This is a genomic window from Thioclava sp. F28-4, from assembly GCF_002020045.1.
Classification (GTDB): domain Bacteria; phylum Pseudomonadota; class Alphaproteobacteria; order Rhodobacterales; family Rhodobacteraceae; genus Thioclava; species Thioclava sediminum.
Genome location: NZ_MPZQ01000001.1, coordinates 632,564 through 653,370, shown reverse-complemented (window position 1 = coordinate 653,370; position 20,807 = coordinate 632,564). Strand labels below are relative to the sequence as shown.

Sequence of the window (20,807 nt, the reverse complement as noted above, 5' to 3'; positions counted from 1 at the left end):
GAGCGCGCGATGGGCGAGATCTTGATCCGGGGCGCCGAGGTGATCGTCACGATGGACGGCACCCGGCGCGAGCTGAAGGGCGCGGATCTGCTGCTGCGCGACGGGCAGATCGCCGCCGTCGGGCCGAGGCTGGAAAGCACGGGCGAGGTGGTCGAGGCCAAGGGCTGCGTCGTTACGCCGGGCCTCGTGAACACCCATCACCATCTCTACCAGACGTTGACCCGCGCGGTGCCGGGCGGACAGGATGCGCTGCTTTTTGGCTGGCTGCAGACGCTTTACCCGATCTGGGCGAAGATGGGCCCCGAGGAAATCCGCGTCTCGGCGCAGGTGGGGCTCGCGGAGCTGGCGCTGACCGGCTGCACCACCAGTTCCGATCACCTGTATATGTATCCGAATGGCGCGCGGCTGGAGGACACGATCCACGCCGCCGCCGAGCTGGGCCTGCGCTTTCACCCCACGCGCGGCGCGATGAGCATCGGCGAGAGCGATGGTGGCCTGCCGCCCGATAGTCTGGTGGAGCGCGAGGACGCTATCCTGAACGACTGCATCCGGGTCGTCGATGCGTTCCACGATGCGGGCGAGGGCTCGATGTGCCGGGTGGGCATAGCGCCCTGTTCGCCGTTTTCAGTCTCGCGCGAACTGATGCGCGACGCGGCGCTGCTGGCGCGCGACAAGGGCGTGATGCTGCACACCCATCTGGCCGAGAATGACGAGGATATTTCCTACAGCTTGGAGCAATTCGGCTGCCGTCCGGGGCAATATGCTGAAGATCTCGGTTGGACCGGCGAGGATGTCTGGCACGCGCATTGCGTGAAGCTGGATGCGGGCGAGATCGACCTGTTCGCGCGCACGAAGACGGGTGTTGCGCATTGTCCGTGCTCGAATTGCCGTCTGGGCTCGGGCATCGCGCCGGTGCGGCAGATGCGCGATGCGGGGGTGAAAGTGGCGCTGGGCGTCGATGGCTCGGCCTCGAACGATGCAGGGAGCCTCATCGGTGAGGCGCGCATGGCGATGCTGTTGCAGCGGGTGCAAAACGGCGCCGATGCGATGGCCGCGCGCGAGGCGCTGGAAATCGCGACTTTGGGCGGGGCGCAGGTGCTGGGCCGGCCCGATTGCGGGGTGATCGCGCCCGGAAAACGCGCGGATGTGGCGATCTGGGATGTCTCGGGGCTGGAGGCGGCGGGGGCTTGGGATCCGGTCGCGGCGCTGGTGCTGTGCGGGCCGCCCAAGGTGAAGCATCTCTTCGTCGAGGGTCGTCAGGTGGTGCGCGATGGGCAGGTGGTGACCATCGACCTGCCGCGGGTGATCGAGACGCAGAACCGTCTCGCGGCACGGCTTATGGGCTGAACTTCTCGCGCCGCACGGCCCCGGCGGCGCTCGCGATCCGCAGCAGGCGGCGACGGTCGCCTGCAAGGGCGGCCTCCATCAGCCCCGATAGCCCACCGCGCGCCTTCAGATGCGGCCCGAGGTCGGAATGGCCAAGAGCGGGGAAGATCAGGTGGTCGACATTTGACGCGCGCGGGAAGGGCATGGCCTGATCCAGATCGTCATGCGCGCCGTGGCACAGGATCGCCCAGCAAGGCGCAGGCGGAAGCGGGGTGGTCTCGCGGGCGAATGTTCCGATCCGAGAGGTCCATTCGCTCCAGCGCGTCTCGCCGGGCACAACGCCCGGTTTGACTGAGACTTGCGGCGACAATGCGAGCACCACATTGACCGGGATCACCTCAGCCGCGACCAGCCCCGAGACCGCGCCCATCGAGAGGCCAATGGCTGCGATGCGGGTGACGGGGCGGCGGCGCGTGACCTCTGCCAAGGCGGCGCGCAGGGCGGGGGCGAAACCCGGATCGTTTGCCCAGCTGCGGCTTTCGTCGCTGATGAACAGCGCGCGGCGCGGGAAGCCGGGCGTGCCGCGCCCTGTGGCGGTGGCGACGAATTCCGGTGCGGGCGGGCGGCTTGGGTCATGGCCGATCGAGGCGAAGGAGATCACCAGATCATTGCCCCCGCCGTCGAGAAAATCGATGGTGAAGGGCGCGCGGGCGTAGATCCTCTCGAAGGCCGGATCGTTCAATGCAGCCGCTTGCCCGCGACCCATGTGCCCGCGATCGCGCGGTCGTCGCCCATCATGATCGTCGGGAAGATCGTCTCCCAGATATCCTCCGCACGGTCGGCACGCTGCGAAATAGCAAGCGTCGAGGCGAGGTCGACGGCGATGAAATCTGCCTCCATCCCCGGCGCCAGCGCACCGATCTTGTCGCCCATCCGCATCGACTTGGCCGAGCCTTGCGTGGCCAGCCACCAAAGCTGCGCGGGGTGCAGCGGCTGATGCGTCAGCTGCCCGATCTCATAGGCGGCGGCCATCGTGCGCAGCATCGAAAAGCTCGACCCGCCGCCGGTATCGGTGGCCAGCCCGATCCGCTGCCCCTCGGCCAGACGCGTCGGCCAGTCGAACAGCCCCGAGCCGATGAAGGTGTTCGAGGTCGGGCAATGGATCAGCGCCGCGCCGACCTCCTTGATCCGGTCGGCCTCGCGCGGTTCCAGATGGATCGCGTGGCCGTAAAGCGCGTTCTCGCCCAGCAGGCCATAAGTCTCGTAAGTGTCGAGATAGTCGCGTGCGGTGGGATATAGCTCGCGCACCCATGCGATCTCGTCCACCTGCTCGCTCAGATGGGTCTGCATCAGGCAATCGGGATGCTCCGCCCAGAGCGCGCCCAGAGCGCAAAGCTGATCCGCCGACGAGGTGGGCGAGAAGCGCGGCGTGATGACATAGCTCAGCCGGCCAGTCCCGTGCCACTTCTGCAAGAGGATGCGGCTGTCGTCATAGGCCGATTGCGGGGTGTCGCGCAAAGCCTCGGGGGCGTGGCGATCCATGCAGGTCTTGCCCGCCGCGGCGCGCATTCCGCGGGCCTTGGCGGCGGTGAAGAAGGCTTCGACGCTGGCGGGATGGATCGTGCAATAGCTGCACATCGATGTCGTTCCGTTCATCAGCGCCAGATCGAGATAGCGGGTCGCGATCTCCTCGGCATGGGCGGGATCGGCGAAGGAAATCTCTTCGGGGAAAGTATAGGTGTTGAGCCAGTCGATCAGCCGCTTGCCCCAGCTCGCGACGATCGCGGTCTGCGGGTAATGCACATGAGCATCGACGAAACCGGGCGACAGGAGATGATCGCCATGATCGATGATCTCGGCCTGCGGATGGGCGTCGCGCAGATCGTCGGCCTCGCCCACGGCGGCGATCATACCGCCGTCGATCAGCATACCGCCGCGGCGCCGGTGCGTGACCGCCTCCGGCCCTTCGACAAGCGCGTCGCCACGGTATTCCAGAACCTGCCCAAGGTGCAGCTCAGCCATCATTCTCTCCTGTCCGACGCGCCATGCTAGGGCGGGGCGGGGCGAAGGTAAATCTCTGCCGTGGCGGCGCTTCTTTTTCGCCGCCGACCCCCTGTCCATCTGCGAGAAAACAGCTATGTTTCACGCGCGATCGGAATGGGGGCGACATGGCCGAAGCACTTGCCGAAGAGACAGAGCGCGAGGAAGAGGATTATCGGCTGAGCGGAGAGCTGGTCGAGGAAATTCTCGATGCCGTCGAGCAGGAAGATGCAGATCGCCTGAGCGAGCTGCTCGAGCCCTTGCACGCCGCCGATATCGCCGACCTTATCGAGCAGGTCTCCGGCCATGAACGGCGCGAGATTCTGCGCCTCTGGGGCCGCCAGATCGACGGCGAGATCCTGACCGAGATCGATGAGGGTATCCGCGAGGAGGTTCTCGCGAGCCTGCCGCCCGAAGTTCTGGCCGACGCTGTCCGTGAGCTCGATTCCGATGACGTCGTCGACCTGATCGAAGACCTTGAGGAGCCGCAGCAGGAAGCGATCCTCGGCGCGCTCGACGAGACCGACCGGGCCGCAGTCGAGAAATCGCTGGGCTATCCCGAATATTCCGCCGGTCGCTTGATGCAGCGCGAGGTCGTGACCGCGCCCGAGCATTGGACGGTGGGCGAGACGATCGACTTTCTGCGGAAAGCCAAATGGCTGCCCGACCAGTTCTATCACGTGACCCTCGTCGATCCGGGCCATCATCCGGTCGGCAATGTCACTCTGGGACGGATCCTGTCCGCCCCGCGCGCCTCGAAGCTGATCGAGATTTGCGAGGAAGAGTTCCGCAAGATCTCGGCCTATCAGGACGAGGGCGACGTGGCCTATGCGTTCAACCAGTATCACCTGATCTCGGCCCCGGTTGTGGATGAAGACGACCGCCTCGTCGGCGTGATTACCATCGATGACGCCATGTCGGTCCTCGACGAGGAACACGAGGAAGACATCCTCCGCCTCGCCGGTGTGGGCGATGAATCCGCGATCTCGGATACCGTTCTGGAAACCGTGCGTCAGCGCCTGCCGTGGCTCTTCATTAACCTCCTGACGGCTATTCTCGCCTCGGCGGTGATCTCGATCTTCGAGGGTACGATCCAGCAACTTGTGGCGCTCGCCGTGCTAATGCCGATCGTGGCCTCGATGGGCGGCAATGCGGGCACCCAGACCCTGACGGTGGCGGTGCGCGCGCTGGCGACCCGCGATCTGACCGACAGCAACGTCTGGCGGGTCGTGCGACGGGAAGCCATCGTGGGGCTTCTCAACGGTCTGGCCTTCGCGGTGGTGATGGGCGCGGTGGCCGCCTTCTGGTTCTCGGGCGCGCAGCTTGGCATCGTGATCGGGCTGGCGATGGTGATCAACCTCGTGGTGGCTGCCTTGTCGGGCATCCTGATCCCGCTCGCGCTGGAGAAACTCGGCGCGGACCCGGCGCTGGCCTCGGGCACCTTCGTCACGACGATGACCGATGTGGTGGGCTTCTTCGCCTTCCTCGGCCTCGCCTCCGTCGTGCTGCTATGAGCAAGGATCTCGCGCGCAAGGACGCTTTCGCGGCGCGCAAGGCCGCCCATGCTGCCGATGACGGCGCTGCGACCCGTGCGCTGACCGCGGCGCTAGAGCCTTTCGCGGGCAAGGTGCTGGCGGGCTATTGGCCGATCCGCACCGAGCCCGATCCGCGCCCGGCGATGGTCGCCCATGGCGGGCCGCTCTGTCTGCCGGTGGTGGTCGCGGAGGCGCAGCCTCTTGTCTTTCACCGCTGGACGCCCGAGACCGAGATGATCGCGGGCGCGTTCGGGGCGCATATCCCGGCAGAAGGCGAAGAGATCACGCCCGAGGTGCTGATCGTGCCGCTACTGGCTTTCGACGCGCAGGGCTATCGGCTGGGCTATGGCGGAGGCTTTTACGACCGCACGCTGGAGGGGCTGCGCGCACGCGGTCCCGTCACCGCGATCGGTTTCGCCTTTGCGGCGCAGGAAGTGCTGGAGGTGCCCACCGAGCCGACCGATCAGCCTCTCGACATGATCGTGACCGAGGCGGGCATCCTACATCTCTGATCAGCCCATCCGCTCGGAGGCGTAGGCACCGGGCGAGGCCGGGAAGACCACCGTCTTGCTGTCGTTGAGGAACACCCTGTGTTGCACATGGGCGTGGATCGCGCGCGAAAGCACCTGCGCCTCGACATCGCGGCCCAGCGAGACGTAATCCGACGGGCTCTGCGCATGGGTGATGCGCACGGTATCCTGCTCGATGATCGGGCCTTCGTCGAGATCGGCGGTCACGTAATGCGAGGTCGCCCCGATCAGCTTCACACCACGCTCATAGGCCTGCTTGTAGGGGTTCGCACCCTTGAAGCTCGGCAGGAAGGAGTGGTGGATGTTGATGATCCGGCCCGACATCTTCTGGCACAGAGCATCCGACAGGATTTGCATGTAGCGCGCGAGCACGATCAGTTCCGCACCCGATTCATCGACCACGTCCAGAAGACGCTTCTCGGCCTCGGGCTTGTTCTCTTTCGTCACCTTGATGTGGTGGAAGGGCAGGTCATGGTTCACGACGACCTTCTGATAGGTCATGTGGTTCGACACCACGCCCACGATCTCGATCGGCAGCGCACCGATGCGCCAGCGGTAGAGAAGGTCGTTCAGGCAGTGGCCGAAATTCGACACCATCACCAGAACCTTCATCTTCTCGCGGGAGTCGCGGACCGCCCAGTCCATCTCGAAATCCTTGGCGACTGGCTCGAAGGCGGCGCGGATCGCCTCGGCATCCTTGCCCTTCTCGGAGACGAAGCTGACGCGCATGAAGAACTGGCCCGTCTTCGGGTCGTCATACTGATGCGAGTCGGTGATGTTGCAGCCCTGATCGGCCAACACGTTCGCGATCCCCGCGACGATCCCCCGCGTCGAGGGGCAGGCAACGGTGAGAACGTAAGCGTCGGCAGTCTGGGTCATGTCGCATCCCTTTTGATCTTTCGCCCGGTTTCCTAGCGCGCCGGGGGTGGGGACACAATCACCCCGAGTCCCGGGAAGGGCGCGGGAGAAAGCGACGGCGTTGCGGTGAAAAGCGGCATCGCGTCAGGAGCGCAGCGCGCGGCCTCAGGCCGCCGCGTTTTCGGGCTGTGTGCTGCGCAGGGATTCGATTTCGAGGAAAACGCTCGAAACCTCCGGGTGGGCTTCGTGGATTTTCTTCTGCACTGCCTCCACCGCGTGGAAGATCGCTTCGGGTGAGAGGCCTGTGCGCATCTTCAGCTCGATATTCACCAGCACCTGATCGGGCGCGAAATGCATCGTCAGGAGGCGTTTGACCTCTGCGACCTCGTCGAACCCGGTCGCGATTTCGCGGATCGATTTGCGCACGTCGCGGTCAGCGGCTTCGCCCATGATCAGCGCGCGGGTCTCGTAGACGAGGATGATCGCGACGACGATCAGGATGAGCCCGATGACGATGGAGGCCGCGCCGTCGAAGAACGGATTCTCGAACGTCACCGAGAGATAGACGCCAAGTGCGGCGGCGAGGATACCCAGAAGCGCCGCACTGTCTTCGGCGACGACGACGAAGATCGACGGATCCTTGGAGCGGCGGAAGGCCTTGAAATAGCCTTCGCCCGGCTTGCGCTGCTTCAGAAGCTGACGGATCGCGATGACCCAGGACGTGCCCTCGGCGAGGAAGGCCACGAGGAGGACGCCGTAATTCCAGATCGGTTTCTCGATCGGCTCGGGGTTCTGGATATGGACGATGCCCTCATAGATCGAGAGCCCGCCACCGATCGCAAACAGCAGCATCGCGACGACGAGCGACCAGAAATACAGCTCCTTGCCATAGCCGAACGGGTGTTTCTCGTCCGGTTCCTTCTTGCTGCGCTTGTGGCCCAGCAACAGCAGCCCTTCATTGCCGGTATCGACCACCGAGTGGAACGCCTCCGCCAGCATGGATGAGCTACCCGTGAAGGCCGCGGCTATGAATTTCGCGATGGCGATCAGGAGGTTCGCCGCGAGCGCCCCATAGACGGCAATCGGCTTTTCTTCGGAGGCTTGGGCTTCGGCCATGGCTGGGATCCTGCATCGGGGCGCGCGACGGGGAGGAACGACCGCGTGCCGGTGTCGTGATGCAGGAGTAACAAGGGCGAGGGTAGGGCGGTTCCCGAGGCCGGTGCGGCAGGGTTTAGCTGTTGCAGTTCAGCGCTTTCGCGAAGCCCGCAGGCGAGGTGTCGCGGCCAAGGCGCGTCCAGTTCACGGCGTTTGCGGACGTGACCGAGAGGGCAAGCAGTTCCGACCAGTCGAAACTGGCGACGATCATCTCGGGACCAGAGCCGCAATCGCGCACCCCGCCCAGGATCGTGTCAGAGCCGAAACGGTGATTGGTGAACTTGCCTCCCGCGAAGGTCGGGTGCAAAGCGCCGTTGCGATACTCGAAGAGGCGCAGCACGCCCAACCGATGCGGCGCGTCGATCAGCGCGATGTCGCGATGCCCGTTGCCATCGAAATCCGCGACGCCGATGGGCGCGAGCCAGTGGTTCGGCTCTCCCACGAAATCGGTCGCGGCGAGGAATTCCGGCTTGCCCGATTGCACCGTGAGCACCAGAAGCCGCGAGCCGAACTTCAGATGCGATTGCACCACGATCACCTCGTCGATGCCGTCACCGTCGAGATCGCTCAGGCGCGGCGCCGTGTCCTCATAGACCATGTCGGGATCGAGGCGCAGGTCATAGGTCAGCGTGCTGTGGCCTGAGAACAGCCCCTTGGGGTTGCCCGCCTTGCGGGACACGTCGATCTGAAGATTTGCGAATTCATGATCGGGGCCGAGCGCGCCGTGACCATAGCGGTCCGTCGGCTCGGTGAACCGCGCGGCGAGCGTGATCTCGGCCCGCGCGGGCAGGGCGGCAGCGGTGACCAGCGCGAAGGCGAGGGCCACCGCGCGGCGCATCAGATCTGCTTTTCGGGAAGGTTGACGATCAAGCCGTCGAGCTCGTCCGTGACCTTGATCTGGCAGGTCAGGCGCGAGGTGACGGGATCGGGCTCGTACGCGAAGTCGAGCATGTCCTCTTCCATCGGATCGCGCGGAGGCAGTTTCTCGATCCAGTCCTTGTCGACATAGACATGGCAGGTCGAACAGGCGCAGGCGCCGCCGCAATCGGCGTCGATGCCGGGCACGCCATTGTCGCGCGCACCTTCCATCACGGTCATGCCGGGCTTCACGTCGATCTCGTGACGGGTGCCGTTGAATTCGACATAGGTGATTTTCGCCATAGCTCGGGGCCTCTTGTTCGTAATCAAAACGCGCTTGCCGGCGGGGCCGGTCGCAAGTGATCTAAGCTGCTTTCGGCGATTTGGCCAGAGGTGGGCTGTCACGGGCAAGGGATTGCCGCAGCGTAGATATCGGCTAGTGTGCCGGCCAAGGCAGGCGGAGACGAGAATGCGGCAGATCGCTGAAAACTTCGGCACGGCGCGGGCGGTGCTGGTGGCGCTGGGTGTGACGATGGGGCTGGCGGGCTGTCAGCCCTCAGCGCAGGGTTCGGACGCCGCGCCAAAAGATCCGCCCGCCAAGACGCTCGCCCATGTGCTGCAAAGCCGCCCGCCCGCCGACGACGCGCAGGGATGTTTCACCCAACTCAAAGGCCCGGCCAAGGTCGAGACCGTGACCGGGCAGGTGCAGGTCCTCCCCGAACAGCGCGATCCGAAGACCGGCAAGGTCACGCAGCCCGCGATCTATCGCGAATTGAGCGGCCAGAAGCTCGTCGACAGCGGCAAGCCGCGCTATTTCGAATCCGTCTGTTCGGAGGATCTGACGCCCGCTTTCGTTGCGATGACCCAGCGCGCGCTGGCGCTGCGCGGGCTTTATTCCGGCCCCGCCGACGGCAAGCTGGACCCGGCGACGGGGCGCGCGATCGCGGCCTATCAGGCGCCGCGCGGCCTCGACAGCCCGACGCTCTCAGTCCGCGCCGCGCAGGAACTGGGCCTCTATATCTGGTCGAACTGAGGTCGTCCGCGCCCGCCATCGCATCGCCGCACACCCCTTTGCGCAGGCGGCGGGGTTGTGCCTTTGGGAGGAACGGTCTCTAACCGGGGGCCAAGGGATCAGGGGGCATCATGCAAAAGCTTTTCGGCAGCAACCTGCGCTTCATGCGCGACAATGCCCGCTGGCTCGGCGCGGGGTTTCTGCTGACGCTGTTCTCATCCTTCGGGCAGACCTTCTTCATCGGCCTGTCGGGCAATGACATCCGTGCCACTTTCGGCCTGTCGGGCGGCACCTTCGGGGCGCTCTACATGGTGGCGACGCTGGCCTCGGCCTCGACGCTGCCGTTTCTGGGGCGCACGCTCGACCTGATGCCCGGCTGGAAGGTTGTGCGCTTCACCATTCCGCTGCTCGCGCTGGCCTGTGTCGGAATCACGCTCGCGCCGAACCTGATCTTCCTGACGGTGGCGATCTACATGCTGCGGCTCTTCGGGCAGGGCATGATGACCGAGATCGCCTTCACCGAGATTGGCCGCTGGTTCGTCGCGAGCCGTGGCAAGGCGATGTCGCTGATCGTCCCGGGCCAGCCCTTCGGCTCTGCGGTGCTGCCGGTTCTGGTGGTGCTGATCGCGCAGGTGAGCGGCAACTGGCATCTCGCGTGGTGGCTCTCGGCCGGGGTGCTGGTCTTGATCGCCTGGCCGCTCCTGATGAGGCTGATGCAGGTCGAGCGGGTGCCCAATGCGACCGAGGTGCAATCGAGCGCCTCTGGCACCGCGCGCGACTGGACCCGGTCGGAGGTGATCCGCGATCCGGTCCTCTACATGCTGCTGGCGGGGCTGCTCGCGCCGCCCTTCATCGGCACGGTGATCTTTTTCCACCAAGGCTACCTGACCGAGCTGCGAGGCTACTCCCCGCTTGCCTTCGCAGCCGCCTTCCCGGTGATGTCGATCGCGACGGTGGGCTTCGGCTTCGTCTGCGGCGGGTTGATCGACCGGTTCGGGGCGCTGCGCCTGCTGCCCTTCGTGCTGGCCCCGCTGACCTTGGCCTCGCTGACGGTGGCCTTGGTCACGCCGGTCTGGGGCGTTTATGCCTTCATGGCGCTGCTTGGCATGTCGAACGGGTTTTCCGGCACGCTGATGGGCGCGCTCTGGCCCGAGGTCTACGGAGTGAAGAACCTCGGCGGAATCCGCGCGATCATCGTGGCCTCGATGGTGCTCTCGACGGCCGTGGGGCCGGGGATCACGGGCGTGCTGATCGATATGGGGGTGGAGCTGCCGACCCAGATGCTGGGCATGGCGGTCTGGTGCGTGATCGCCGCCGGGAGCCTGACGGTCGCCTCGCGCCGGGTGCTGGCGCGCGAAACGGCACAATGAAAAAGGCGCCCCGCGGGTCAGCCCCATGCAGTAAATGGTGTAGCTTGGGGCCGGATGCATTAGTAGGCGCAAAGCCATGTCGATCAGCAGCTCCCGACGGGAACTTCGAGAGCTGTCTGCGGCGGATGTCGGCTAAGCGGCCAAAGCCGACCTTGACTGCAATACCCAAAGGCTTGTCAGTCCGTAGCCTCGACTGCCCTTGCGAGGTTCTGAAGCGACGAGCTTAGACCGACTGCGTGATCCTCGGGACAGATGCCTTTTGGCACGTTCTCGCACGCGACTGACACTTTGATGTCTTGCCCAGAACTCTCAAGTGTCCAGGTCTGTTTCATCGCGCCCGCGAAACTTGGATCGGTCGCGTCGAACACAACCCGCTGCACGATTTGCCTTCCGGGCGTAAGCTCGTCGAACACAACCTGAAACCTGTCTTCGTGTTCGGTTGTCTTGCCGGGTACTGTCGGCGTTGCCTCACCGTGATAGAGGCTCATGACGTAGCCGCCGCCTTCCGAAGCATTTATCTCATGGACTTTGCCAGTCATCCCTTCTGGCGGCAGCCACTTCTCAAGCAAAGATGGCTCAAGGAAAGCATGATAGATGGCTTCGGCGGAAGACGCGATTTTTCGCTCTGCTCGGTCGATACGTTCTGAGTTCATAGTTTAGGTTAACATGACTTGCCGCGCCGCAGAAGATGACAGCATGGGCTCGAAGCGGCCATTGCGCTTCGAGCCTTCAACGTCCTCACGCGCACCATTTACTGCAAAAAGCGCCCCGCGGGGCGCCTTCTCTATCGTTTTGAAACGTGCGGATCACTCCACGGGGAGGGCCACGAAACGCGGCTCGCCAGCGCGGCGGATCAACAGCAGGATCGACTTGCGTCCCGCATCCTTCGCCGCCTGCACGCGCTCTTCAAAATCATCTACCGCGGAGACCGGCTTCTGCCCGACCTCGGTGATCAGATCGCCGACGCGCAGCCCTTTCTCATAGGCCGAGGAGGTCTCGTCGATCTGCTTGATGACGAGGCCGTTGGCCTCTTTCGTCAGGCCCATCTCGGTGCGCAGGTCATCCGTCAGCGGCGTCACGGTCAGGCCGAGCATGTCCTTCTCGACCTCCTGCGGGGCCTGCACGGCTTTCGGGGGCTGTTCGCCCTCAGCGGCTTCGCGGCGGCCCAGCGTCACCAGAAGCGTCTTGGCCTCGCCATCGCGCATCACGGTCACGCGGACCTTCTCGCCCACCGGCGCATCGGCCACGCGACGCACCAGATCGCGGGTGCTCTTGACCTCGCCGCCATCGAAGGAGGTGATCACGTCGCCCGCCTCGATCCCGGCTTCCTTGGCGGGGCCATCGGGCACCTCAGAGACAAGTGCGCCTTCGGGGGCCTCAAGCCCCATCGCCTCTGCCATGTCGGCGGTGACGTCCTGGATTTTCACACCCAGCCAGCCGCGCCGCGTCTCGCCATATTCCTTGAGCTGTTCGACTACTTTCGCGACCACGTTCGACGCCATAGAAAAGCCGATCCCGATGGAGCCGCCATTGGGCGACAGGATCGCGGTGTTCACGCCGACGACCTCGCCTTCCATGTCGAAGAGCGGACCGCCCGAGTTGCCGCGGTTGATCGCGGCGTCGGTCTGAAGGTAGTCGTCATAGCTGCCGGACAGCTCGCGGTTGCGCGCCGAGATGATCCCGGCCGAGGCGGAGAAGCCCTGACCCAGCGGGTTGCCCATCGCCATCACCCAGTCGCCGACGCGCACGGCGTCGCTGTCGCCGAAGGCGACGAAGGGCAGGGGGGAATCGCTCTCGACCTTCAAGAGCGCGATGTCGGTCTTCGGATCGGTGCCCACCAGTTTCGCGTCGAGACGCTTGCCCGAGAAGAACTCGATCTCGATCTCGTCGGCGTCTTCGATGACGTGGTTATTGGTGACGATATAGCCGTCTTCCGAGATCACGAAGCCGGAGCCGAGCGCGTTCGAGCGACGTGGCGCGCCCCGCCCGTTCGGGCCATTGGGGGCGTTCGGGTTCGGCAGGCCGAAATCGCGGAACAAATCCTCGAAGGGCGAGCCGGGCGGGAAGTTCGGCATGTCGCCGGTCGGCGCGGCCACCGTGGTCGAGGTGGTGATATTCACCACCGAATTGGATACCTGATCGACGAGTTCGGCAAAGCTTTCCGGGGCGGCGCGGGCATAGGCGGGCCCGGCCAGAGGGGCGCAGGCGAGCGCCACGGCAAGCGTGGCGGCGCTCAATCCGGCGCGCAGCATGGATCCGGGTCCGGTGAGGATTGTCATATGGCTCTCCCTTGCTTCGCCGGTGCGGGAGACCGGCGCGATGCTCTCTTTGATTTGAAATGTAGGAGCAGGGAGGGGCGAAGGGAAGTTATTCGCCAAAATTCACGACAGGAAATTGCGTCGCAGGGGGCTGAAGGCGCGCTCTCTTGCGTTTGAGGCGCGGGCGCGGGGGCGATTATCCGAACTGCCGCAGCGCCCAGAGGATCGCCACGCCCGTCGCCAGAGCCGCAAGGCCAAGGGCGCGACGTTGGCCCGCCGACATGGCACGCAGCATATCCAGCGCCTCCTCGATACGCGAAGGGGCCAGCGCAAGCGCCAGCCCCTCGATCACAAGGACCAGTCCCAGACCGGTCAAGAGCATCGCCATCACTGGCCGACCTGGCTCGCCGATGCACTGCCCCGGCCTGCACCGGTTTCCGGCCCCGGGTTCTCCCCGATCGAGCGCAGGAAGCGCCCGTAATCGAAGTAGAGGCTGTCGGGCTGCGTCACCAGCGACGAGGTCTGCGTCTTCATCGATTGCGCGTAGAATTGCAGCGCGCGCACGAAGGCGAAGAACTGGCGATCCTTGCCGTAAGCATCCGCATAGACCTTGTTGGCCTGCGCATCGGCTTCACCGCGCACGATCTCGGCCTGTTTCTTGGCCTCGGACGTGACCTCGACCGCGGTACGGTCGGCGGTTGCACGGATACGCTGTGCTGCTTCTGCGCCGCGGGCGCGCTCGTCGGCGGCCTCGCGTTCACGCTCTGCCCGCATCCGGCCATAGGTGGAGGCGAGGTTCTGCTCGGGCAGATCGGTGCGCGTCAGACGCACGTCGATCACGTCCACGCCCAGCGACAGCGCCTCGCGCCGTGCCAGATCACGGATGCGGTTCATCAGCGGCGTCCGGTCATCCGACAGCACAGCCGTCGAGGGGACCGAGCCCAGAACTTCGCGGATCGCGTTGTTCAGGATGCCGTCGATCCGGCTCTTTGCGGTCGTCTCACCGCCCGCGCCAACGGCTTCGCGGAATTTCACCGCGTCGACGATGCGCCAGCGGGCGAAGGCGTCGACCACGAGACGACGATCGTCCTCGGGCGTGACTTCGAGCGGCTGCGTGGTCAGGCTCAGGATGCGGTCATCATATTTCACGATGGTGTCCACGACCGGAATCTTGAACCCGAGACCGGGCTCGGTCTTCACCTGCTGCACCTCACCGAAGCGCAGCACGAGGGCCTTTTCACGCTCGTCCACCACGAAGACCGAATTCAGTCCGAGGAAGATGAGAACAACGAGAACGGCAATTGCGATAGGTCCGCGCATCAGTTGCTTCCTCCCGTGTTAGCGGCCGAGTTGGTGGTGTTGGACGCCGAGCTGGAGTTCTTGCGCAGCTGATCCAGCGGCAGATACGGCACGACGCCGCCAGCGCCGTCCTTGGTGTCCACGACGACCTTGTCGACGTTCTGCAGCAGCTTGCCCATGGTTTCGTAGAACATCCGGCGCTTGGTCACTTCGGGCGCTTTCTCGTATTCCGTGAGGATCGAGTTGAAGCGCGCGGCGTCACCTTCGGCTGCGTTCACGATCTGCGCGCGGTAGCCTTCGGCCTCTTCCTTGACCTGAGCGGCCTCACCGCGAGCCCCTGCCGTCACCTTGTTGGCATAGGCGTCGGCTTCCTTCTCGAGACGGTCCCGCTCCTGCTGGGCGGCTTGCACCTCGCGGAAGCTGTCGATCACCTCGCGCGGCGGGTCGGCGCGGTTGAAGTTCACACGAACGATGTTGATGCCCGCATCATAGCTGTCGAGCGTCTTCTGCACTGCGGTGCGCAGATCGGCGGCGATCTCGCCGCGTGCGGTCGACAGGATCGGCGCGAGGTTCGAACGTGCGATGATGTCGCGCATCGCGGATTCCGACACTGCGCGGATCGTGTCCTGCGGATCGCCGAGGTTGAACAGGTATTTCGCCGGATCGCTGATGTTCCAGACCACCTGGAATTCGAGATCGACGATGTTCTGGTCACCCGTCAGCATCAGGCCGGTATCGTTCGTGCCTGCGCGGCCCGAACCGATATCGACGGTCTGTTCGCGCGTCACCGGAACCTTGGAATAGGTGATGAAGGGCCACGGCGCGAGGTTCAGACCGGGGCCTTTGGTCTCATAATAGCGACCGAACATCAGTTCCACCGACCGCTCTTCCGGGTTCACCTTGTAGAGCGAGGAGCCGAGCCAGATCGCAACCACGGCCACAAGGCCGATGACCACGGCGGACTTGATCGGGAACGGGCTCTTGCCGCCTCCGCCGCCATTGGGACGGTTGGGACGATTGCCGCCCCCTTTGCCGCCCATCAGCACGCGGAGCTGCTCGGAGCCCTTGCGCATGAATTCCTCGATTTCCGGGATTTGCGCGCCCTCACCGGGACGTCGCTGACCGGGACGCTTGTCTTCGCGGTCGTCGTCGCGGTCATCGCCGCCACCGCCTCCGCCGCCCCAGGGGCCTCCGTTGCTCATATGCTCCTCACCTTTCCGTTATCTTGTCGGACAGTTGGGTATCTTTTCCGTGATTTCAATAATGTCTTACAGGGTTCCGCATGGTCACGAGCTCTTCGCCCATGGTCGGGTGGACCGCGCAAGTCGCGTCGAACTGTTCCTTGGTTGCCCCCATTTTGACGGCGATGCCGACCATTTGGATCAATTCGCCCGCTTCGGGGGCCACAATATGGCATCCCAGCACGCAGCGCGTCTCGCGGCAAACGATCAATTTCATCAGCACGCGCGCGTCGGAGCCCGCAAAGCTCGAGCGCATCGGCCGGAAGCTCGAGACGTAGACCTCGGCATTGCCGCGTTCTTCGGCTTCTTCCTCGGTGATGCCGACGGTGCCGAATTCGGGCTGGGTGAAGACGGCCGAGGCCACCAGCTCGTGATCCGAGGCGCGGGCATTGGCGCCGAAGACGGTGTCGGCGAAAGCGTGGCCCTCGCGGATCGCGACCGGGGTCAGGTTGATGCGGTCGGTGACATCGCCCACCGCGAAGATCGAGGGCACGTTGGTCTGCGACCATTCGTCGACCATGACCTCGCCGCGCTCGCCCAGCTCCACGCTCGCGGTCTCGAGGCCGAGCCCTTCGGTGTTCGGCGTGCGGCCCGTCGCGTAGAGCACCGCGTCGAACTCGTCCTCGCGCCCGTCGCCGCAGGTGACTTTCAGGCAGTTCTCGGTCTTCTCGATCTCGGTGATCACGACATGAGTGTGAATGTCGATGCCGCTCGCCTGCATCTGGTCCACGATCAGATCGCGCGCCTCGCCATCGAAGCCGCGTAGCAGAGGGGAGCGGTTGTATTGCGTGACCTCCACGCCCAATCCGTTGAGGATGCAGGCGAATTCGCAGGCGATGTAGCCGCCGCCGACGATCAGGATGCGCTTGGGCAGGGTGTCGAGCTTGAAGATGTCGTTCGAGGTCATCACCAGTTCGCAGCCCGGGAATTCGGGCACGAAGGGCCGTCCGCCGACCGCGACGAGGATATGCTTGGTGGTGATCTTCGTGCCATCGGCCAGCGTGACCTCATGCGGGCCAGACACGGTGGCGCGCTGGTCGAAGACCTTCACGCCCGCGTTTTCCTGCCCCTTGCGATAGATCGCTTCGAGCCGGTCAAGCTCCGCATCGAGCTTGCCACGGAAGCCGGGCCAGTCGAACTGACCCGCATCCGCGCTCCAGCCATAGGCGCGGGCTTCTTCGATGGCCGCCGGCGCGGTGGAGGCGAAGACCATCAGTTTCTTCGGGACGCAGCCGCGGATCACGCAGGTGCCGCCCATCCGGTATTCCTCGGCCAATGCGACGCGCGCGCCATGCCCGGCCGAAATCCGGGCCGCCCGCACCCCGCCAGAACCGCCGCCGATGACGAAAAGGTCGTAGTCGAAGCTCATGGGGCGCCTTCCTTCCTGATATTCCTTGCGTCTTGGCTTAGCGGTCCATGCGCTCAGGAGCAAGGCGGGGACGGAAAGACGCGCGCAAGGCGGGGATGCGTCACAGCGTTGCATCCCCGGGGCGCGCGTCCTGCGCCAAGATCAGTCCATATCGCGGAAGATATTCTCGTCCTCGGCGAACTCGATGGTCTCGTTGGCCACCGTGCCCTCATTGATGTCGCGGATCTCGACCTTGCCGTCGGTGCCGCCGATGATGACCTTGTCGCAGATGTCGATGAACAGGCCGTTCTCGACCACGCCGGGAATCTGGTTCAGCACCAGCGCCAGCTGACGCGGGTTGCCGATGCGGTTGAGATGCAGATCGACGATGTAATTGCCCTCATCGGTCACGAAGGGCTGCTGGCCGTTCAGGCGCAGCGAAGTCTGGCGGCCCATCACGTCCATCGAGTCGAGCAGTTCCTCGATCAGCGCGCGGGTAACCTGCCAGCCGAACGGGACGACCTCGACGGGAAGGGGGAAGGCGCCCAGATGGTTCACTTCCTTGGAGGCATCGGTGATGACGACCATCTGATCGGAGGCGGTGGCCACGATCTTTTCTTGCAGCAGCGCCCCACCGCCGCCCTTCACGAGGTTCAGGTCGGGGTCGAATTCGTCCGCCCCGTCGATCGTGATATCGAGCCATTTCGCTTCGTCGAGCGCCACGACCTTGATACCGACCTGACGGGCGAGATCGGCGGTGCGCGTCGAGGTGGGCACCCCGATCAGCTGCAGACCTTCGTCGCGGATACGCTCGCCAAGGCAGCGCACCATCCATGCAGCGGTCGAGCCGGTGCCGAGGCCCACACGCATCCCGTCTTCAACGAGGTCAACGGCACGGCGGGCGGCGGCGAATTTCGCCTTGTCGATCGGGGAGAGGTCGGCAGCCATTTGGCACTCCATTCATGGGCAGTCTGAGTTGCCGACGCTTATAGGCAATCACAACCGCTCAGGCGAGGGCTTTGTCGGCCTGTCTTCAGCGCAGGAGGAATTGTCGCATCCCGCCTGCCTGCTTGGCGTGGCGTCGCGCCTGCCCCGGCGGCAGGATCGGGCGCGCGGGCTGGGTGAGAAGCGGGTTCTCCGCCATCAGCGCACGCAGCCGCGCGGCGGCTTGCGGGTCGACCCCGCGCAGCGCCATCGGGCCGGGCAGAAGGCTTTCTACCGCCGCCCCGTCCGCAAAAACGATCTCATGCGCCTCGAACAGCAGATGCAGCCATTCGATCCGTGGACGCGGCGCGCGGGCGATCCCCGGCAGATCGAGCAACCCCTTGGCCGGGATCAGATGCTCCCGCCCGCCAAGGATTCCCGCGCGGCTGCGAACCAGCAGCCGGTGCTGCGCGGAAACCTCGAAGGCGCGGTCATTGCCAAGCGCGCCTTTCGCGACGCGGATCGGCGCGTTCCCGTCGCGGCCCGTCATCCGCCAGCGTCCCGTCCAGATCAATTCGCGATAGCCATTATCGGCGGTCTGCACCTTCATGCCGGGGCGCAGGTCTTCAACTGCGACTGGGCCGAGTTTCGTCGCGATCCGGGTGCCGCGCGCGAAACAGACCGCGAGATCGCTATAAGGAATGACCGGATCGTTGCTTTCGATTGCGACGATTTCATAGGTTTGCCCCGCGAAAAGGCGGTGAGATGACGCGATGCCATGCACGTCGCCCTCGAATTCGAGCACGAAGATCGTGATATTGTCGGCCGGATCGGAGGAGCCCGCCGGACGGATGACATAGCTGTATTCGATCTCGACATCGCCCGCCGCGCCCGCGCCCCAGGCGATGCCGTCGAATGTCATCGGGGCGGTGAGTTCCTGCGAGCCGTCGGCATCCTCGAGATTTGTGTCGTCATCGGTCAGATCGATCATCTGCACCGCAGCAGCGGCATCGATCGTGAAGCTGGTCGCACCCACCGCATCGGCATTCGCCAACGCGTTCGACCCGAACGGGTCCGGGCCTGAGACGATCAGGTCCGAAAATTGCCATGCACCGAAAATCGGCATCGTGCCCACCACAGCCTTTCGCCGCTCAGGCTGCGCGATAATCCTGAATATCGCGTCAACGATGTTGCTTTTGCGCGTGGCGGGGTCGTTTTGGGGCTGTTGATCCGGGGGCGAACACGGCAGTCTGGGCCAAAATCAGGGCAGGGAGGTCGCATGTTTCTGAGCGTCTTCGATATCTTCAAGATCGGCGTCGGGCCGTCCTCGTCGCATACGATGGGGCCGATGGTAGCGGGCGCGCGGTTTCTCGACGCGCTCCGGGCCTCCCCCTTCACCGCGTATGGGGTGCGGGTGCGCCTGCACGGCTCGCTTGCCTTCACCGGCAAGGGCCATGCGACGGATCGGGCGGCGATCCTCGGGCTCGCGGGCGTGGTGCCCGAGAGCTACGACAATGATCTGGCCGAGAAATTGCTGGCCGCCAACGCGCGCGACCACCTGTTGAAACCTGAGGGCCTGCCGCCTTTGGCTTTCGACCCCGAGGCCGATCTGATCTTCGACTACCAGACGTCTCTGCCCGGCCATGCGAACGGCATGGTGATCGAGGCGCGCGACGCGCAGGGCGACGTGTTGATGCACGAGGTCTATTACTCGATCGGCGGCGGCTTCGTGCGCACCGAGGCGGAACTGGCCGCCGTCGACGATGCCGCCCGCGACGCGCCGAGCCCGGTGCCGTTCCCCTTCAAGACCGCCGAGGAAATGCTGGCGATGGCCCATGCCTCGGGGCAGAGCATCGCGCAGATGAAGCGGCGCAACGAGGCGCGCTTCCGCGGTCCGAAGGAGATCGACGAAGGTCTCGAGAAAATCTGGATCACGATGCGCGATTGCATGGAGCGCGGGCTGACCAGCGAGGGCGAGTTGCCCGGTGGTCTGCGGGTGAAGCGTCGCGCCAAGGCGATCCATGAGAGCCTGAAGGCGGATTGGGGCCAGAACCTCGCGCCGCCGCATCAGATCAATGACTGGATCTCGGCCTATGCGATGGCGGTGAACGAGGAAAACGCGGCCGGTGGGCAGGTGGTGACCGCGCCCACGAACGGGGCGGCGGGCGTGCTGCCTTCGGTGATCCGTTACTGGCTGGATCATGTGCCCTCGGCCTCTTCCGCGAAGATCCCCGATTTCCTGCTGACGGCGGCGGCGGTTGGCGGTCTGATCAAGACCAACGCCTCGATCTCGGGGGCGGAATGCGGCTGTCAGGCCGAGGTCGGATCGGCGGCGGCGATGGCGGCGGCAGGGCTGGCCGCTGTGCTGGGCGGCACGCCTGAGCAAATCGAGAACGCGGCCGAGATCGCGCTGGAACATCACCTCGGGATGACCTGCGATCCGGTGAAGGGGCTGGTGCAGGTGCCCTGTATCGAGCGCAACGGTCTGGGCGCGATCAAGGCGGTGTCGGCGGCCTCGCTGGCGCTGCGCGGGGACGGCACGCATTTCGTGCCGCTCGATGCGGCGATCGAGACGATGCGCCAGACCGGTCGCGACATGCACGAGCATTACAAGGAGACGAGCCTCGGCGGGCTGGCGGTGAACGTGCCGAACTGCTGAGGGTGCCTCATTCGTGCTGAGGGCTGCGCCCGACCTCGGGTGGGTGCATGCTCGCCAAGTGGTTTGCGCTTTATCGTGCCACTTTTCCCGAAGACCGAGCGCGCGCAGGTTGCGCAGATGCGCCCTCCCAGGGGGAATGAGGAGGGACCGTCGCGCCAGTGGCGCGGCGTAAGTCCGACGAATGGGCGCGGCCCGGGCTGGTCGCCCGGGCGGGGCATCACTCCAAGGGAAGCCCTCAAAACACGCTCCCCCTTGACTTTTCGCGCCATCACGCGCATTTACCCCCAATCGCCGCGCTGCCGCGTGAGCAAGCCGCGCCCGAGAGAGGCGCATCGGCGATACCTCCCGAGTTCCCATTCACGCAGGGTTCTGACACGCAAGACCGGACCACGCG

The 20,807-nt window shown here is 65.0% G+C and carries 20 protein-coding genes; 6 read left to right on the top strand and 14 right to left on the bottom strand.

What is annotated here, in order from left to right; translation table 11 throughout:
• The first annotated feature begins 9 nt into the window (after positions 1-9).
• Positions 10-1,347, top strand: coding sequence for an 8-oxoguanine deaminase (locus tag BMI87_RS02885; RefSeq protein WP_078519649.1), 1,338 nt, complete (start codon positions 10-12; stop codon positions 1,345-1,347).
• On the opposite strand, the gene BMI87_RS02880 is transcribed toward BMI87_RS02885, so the two are convergent.
• Entirely contained in the window at positions 1,337-2,068 is a 732-nt protein-coding gene (locus BMI87_RS02880; protein WP_146681487.1) for a hypothetical protein, read from the bottom strand. The two genes, BMI87_RS02885 and BMI87_RS02880, sit on opposite strands and share 11 nt — an antisense overlap.
• Positions 2,065-3,348, bottom strand: coding sequence for a guanine deaminase (gene guaD / locus BMI87_RS02875; protein WP_078519647.1), 1,284 nt, complete (start codon positions 3,346-3,348; stop codon positions 2,065-2,067). Before guaD ends, BMI87_RS02880 begins: the two co-directional genes overlap by 4 nt.
• Positions 3,349-3,494: 146 nt before the next feature.
• Here guaD and mgtE point away from each other — a divergent pair, with 146 nt between their 5' ends.
• Both mgtE and BMI87_RS02865 read left to right on the top strand, forming a co-directional pair.
• Positions 3,495-4,880: a magnesium transporter gene (mgtE, locus tag BMI87_RS02870; RefSeq protein WP_078519646.1), complete on the top strand. Its 1,386-nt coding sequence runs from the start codon at positions 3,495-3,497 to the stop codon at positions 4,878-4,880.
• A complete protein-coding gene (locus BMI87_RS02865; protein WP_078519645.1) occupies positions 4,877-5,413 on the top strand; it encodes a 5-formyltetrahydrofolate cyclo-ligase in 537 nt (178 codons plus the stop codon). Before mgtE ends, BMI87_RS02865 begins: the two co-directional genes overlap by 4 nt.
• Here BMI87_RS02865 and purU read toward each other — a convergent pair whose 3' ends face one another.
• From purU to BMI87_RS02845, 4 genes are all read right to left on the bottom strand, one after another.
• Positions 5,414-6,310 (bottom strand): formyltetrahydrofolate deformylase, encoded by an 897-nt coding sequence (gene purU / locus BMI87_RS02860; RefSeq protein ID WP_078519644.1) that lies wholly within the window; start codon positions 6,308-6,310, stop codon positions 5,414-5,416.
• 144 nt (positions 6,311-6,454) lie between these two features.
• Entirely contained in the window at positions 6,455-7,405 is a 951-nt protein-coding gene (locus BMI87_RS02855; protein ID WP_078519643.1) for a cation diffusion facilitator family transporter, read from the bottom strand.
• Between the two features lie 115 nt (positions 7,406-7,520).
• Positions 7,521-8,282, bottom strand: a complete 762-nt coding sequence (locus tag BMI87_RS02850) for a VCBS repeat-containing protein (protein ID WP_078519642.1) — start codon at positions 8,280-8,282, stop codon at positions 7,521-7,523.
• The gene (locus BMI87_RS02845; RefSeq protein ID WP_075776110.1) at positions 8,282-8,605 is read right to left on the bottom strand and encodes a 2Fe-2S iron-sulfur cluster-binding protein; all 324 of its coding nucleotides are present in this window, start codon (positions 8,603-8,605) and stop codon (positions 8,282-8,284) included. Before BMI87_RS02845 ends, BMI87_RS02850 begins: the two co-directional genes overlap by 1 nt.
• A 166-nt stretch (positions 8,606-8,771) precedes the next feature.
• Here BMI87_RS02845 and BMI87_RS02840 point away from each other — a divergent pair, with 166 nt between their 5' ends.
• Together BMI87_RS02840 and BMI87_RS02835 are read left to right on the top strand one after the other, a co-directional pair.
• The gene (locus BMI87_RS02840) at positions 8,772-9,335 is read left to right on the top strand and encodes a peptidoglycan-binding protein (RefSeq protein WP_078519641.1); all 564 of its coding nucleotides are present in this window, start codon (positions 8,772-8,774) and stop codon (positions 9,333-9,335) included.
• A gap of 110 nt (positions 9,336-9,445) precedes the next feature.
• Positions 9,446-10,684: an MFS transporter gene (locus BMI87_RS02835; protein ID WP_078519640.1), complete on the top strand. Its 1,239-nt coding sequence runs from the start codon at positions 9,446-9,448 to the stop codon at positions 10,682-10,684.
• 176 nt (positions 10,685-10,860) lie between these two features.
• Here BMI87_RS02835 and BMI87_RS02830 read toward each other — a convergent pair whose 3' ends face one another.
• The 8 genes from BMI87_RS02830 to BMI87_RS02800 all read right to left on the bottom strand — a co-directional run bounded on the left by BMI87_RS02830 (position 10,861) and on the right by BMI87_RS02800 (position 18,880).
• Positions 10,861-11,337, bottom strand: coding sequence for an SRPBCC domain-containing protein (locus tag BMI87_RS02830; RefSeq protein ID WP_078519639.1), 477 nt, complete (start codon positions 11,335-11,337; stop codon positions 10,861-10,863).
• 153 nt (positions 11,338-11,490) lie between these two features.
• Positions 11,491-12,963, bottom strand: a complete 1,473-nt coding sequence (locus BMI87_RS02825) for a DegQ family serine endoprotease (protein ID WP_078519638.1) — start codon at positions 12,961-12,963, stop codon at positions 11,491-11,493.
• A 175-nt stretch (positions 12,964-13,138) separates the two neighbouring features.
• Complete coding sequence (locus tag BMI87_RS21945) at positions 13,139-13,330, bottom strand: DUF2065 family protein (RefSeq protein WP_083079137.1); 192 nt, start codon at positions 13,328-13,330, stop codon at positions 13,139-13,141.
• Complete coding sequence (gene hflC, locus BMI87_RS02820; RefSeq protein ID WP_166741438.1) at positions 13,330-14,265, bottom strand: protease modulator HflC; 936 nt, start codon at positions 14,263-14,265, stop codon at positions 13,330-13,332. The genes BMI87_RS21945 and hflC overlap by 1 nt, the downstream gene beginning before the upstream one ends.
• Positions 14,262-15,443: an FtsH protease activity modulator HflK gene (gene hflK / locus BMI87_RS02815; protein WP_078519637.1), complete on the bottom strand. Its 1,182-nt coding sequence runs from the start codon at positions 15,441-15,443 to the stop codon at positions 14,262-14,264. The genes hflC and hflK overlap by 4 nt, the downstream gene beginning before the upstream one ends.
• 55 nt (positions 15,444-15,498) lie before the next feature.
• On the bottom strand, positions 15,499-16,851 hold the full coding sequence (gene gor / locus BMI87_RS02810) for a glutathione-disulfide reductase (protein ID WP_078519636.1): 1,353 nt from the start codon (positions 16,849-16,851) through the stop codon (positions 15,499-15,501).
• 141 nt (positions 16,852-16,992) lie between these two features.
• Positions 16,993-17,778, bottom strand: a complete 786-nt coding sequence (gene rpiA, locus BMI87_RS02805) for a ribose-5-phosphate isomerase RpiA (RefSeq protein WP_078519635.1) — start codon at positions 17,776-17,778, stop codon at positions 16,993-16,995.
• Positions 17,779-17,863: 85 nt separating this feature from the next.
• A complete protein-coding gene (locus BMI87_RS02800; RefSeq protein ID WP_146681486.1) occupies positions 17,864-18,880 on the bottom strand; it encodes a Hint domain-containing protein in 1,017 nt (338 codons plus the stop codon).
• A gap of 153 nt (positions 18,881-19,033) precedes the next feature.
• On the opposite strand from BMI87_RS02800, the gene BMI87_RS02795 reads away from it, so the two are divergent.
• Complete coding sequence (locus tag BMI87_RS02795; protein WP_078519633.1) at positions 19,034-20,413, top strand: L-serine ammonia-lyase; 1,380 nt, start codon at positions 19,034-19,036, stop codon at positions 20,411-20,413.
• The last annotated feature ends 394 nt before the right edge of the window (positions 20,414-20,807 follow it).

Coding starts and splice junctions, on each gene's coding strand:
- BMI87_RS02885 (WP_078519649.1), top strand. CDS start 10: ATGGGCGAGATCTTGATCCGGGGCGCCGAGGTGATCGTCACGATGGAC.
- guaD (WP_078519647.1), bottom strand. CDS start 3,348: ATGGCTGAGCTGCACCTTGGGCAGGTTCTGGAATACCGTGGCGACGCG.
- mgtE (WP_078519646.1), top strand. CDS start 3,495: ATGGCCGAAGCACTTGCCGAAGAGACAGAGCGCGAGGAAGAGGATTAT.
- BMI87_RS02865 (WP_078519645.1), top strand. CDS start 4,877: ATGAGCAAGGATCTCGCGCGCAAGGACGCTTTCGCGGCGCGCAAGGCC.
- purU (WP_078519644.1), bottom strand. CDS start 6,310: ATGACCCAGACTGCCGACGCTTACGTTCTCACCGTTGCCTGCCCCTCG.
- BMI87_RS02855 (WP_078519643.1), bottom strand. CDS start 7,405: ATGGCCGAAGCCCAAGCCTCCGAAGAAAAGCCGATTGCCGTCTATGGG.
- BMI87_RS02850 (WP_078519642.1), bottom strand. CDS start 8,282: ATGCGCCGCGCGGTGGCCCTCGCCTTCGCGCTGGTCACCGCTGCCGCC.
- BMI87_RS02845 (WP_075776110.1), bottom strand. CDS start 8,605: ATGGCGAAAATCACCTATGTCGAATTCAACGGCACCCGTCACGAGATC.
- BMI87_RS02840 (WP_078519641.1), top strand. CDS start 8,772: ATGCGGCAGATCGCTGAAAACTTCGGCACGGCGCGGGCGGTGCTGGTG.
- BMI87_RS02835 (WP_078519640.1), top strand. CDS start 9,446: ATGCAAAAGCTTTTCGGCAGCAACCTGCGCTTCATGCGCGACAATGCC.
- BMI87_RS02830 (WP_078519639.1), bottom strand. CDS start 11,337: ATGAACTCAGAACGTATCGACCGAGCAGAGCGAAAAATCGCGTCTTCC.
- BMI87_RS02825 (WP_078519638.1), bottom strand. CDS start 12,963: ATGACAATCCTCACCGGACCCGGATCCATGCTGCGCGCCGGATTGAGC.
- BMI87_RS21945 (WP_083079137.1), bottom strand. CDS start 13,330: ATGGCGATGCTCTTGACCGGTCTGGGACTGGTCCTTGTGATCGAGGGG.
- hflK (WP_078519637.1), bottom strand. CDS start 15,443: ATGAGCAACGGAGGCCCCTGGGGCGGCGGAGGCGGTGGCGGCGATGAC.
- gor (WP_078519636.1), bottom strand. CDS start 16,851: ATGAGCTTCGACTACGACCTTTTCGTCATCGGCGGCGGTTCTGGCGGG.
- rpiA (WP_078519635.1), bottom strand. CDS start 17,778: ATGGCTGCCGACCTCTCCCCGATCGACAAGGCGAAATTCGCCGCCGCC.
- BMI87_RS02800 (WP_146681486.1), bottom strand. CDS start 18,880: ATGCCGATTTTCGGTGCATGGCAATTTTCGGACCTGATCGTCTCAGGC.
- BMI87_RS02795 (WP_078519633.1), top strand. CDS start 19,034: ATGTTTCTGAGCGTCTTCGATATCTTCAAGATCGGCGTCGGGCCGTCC.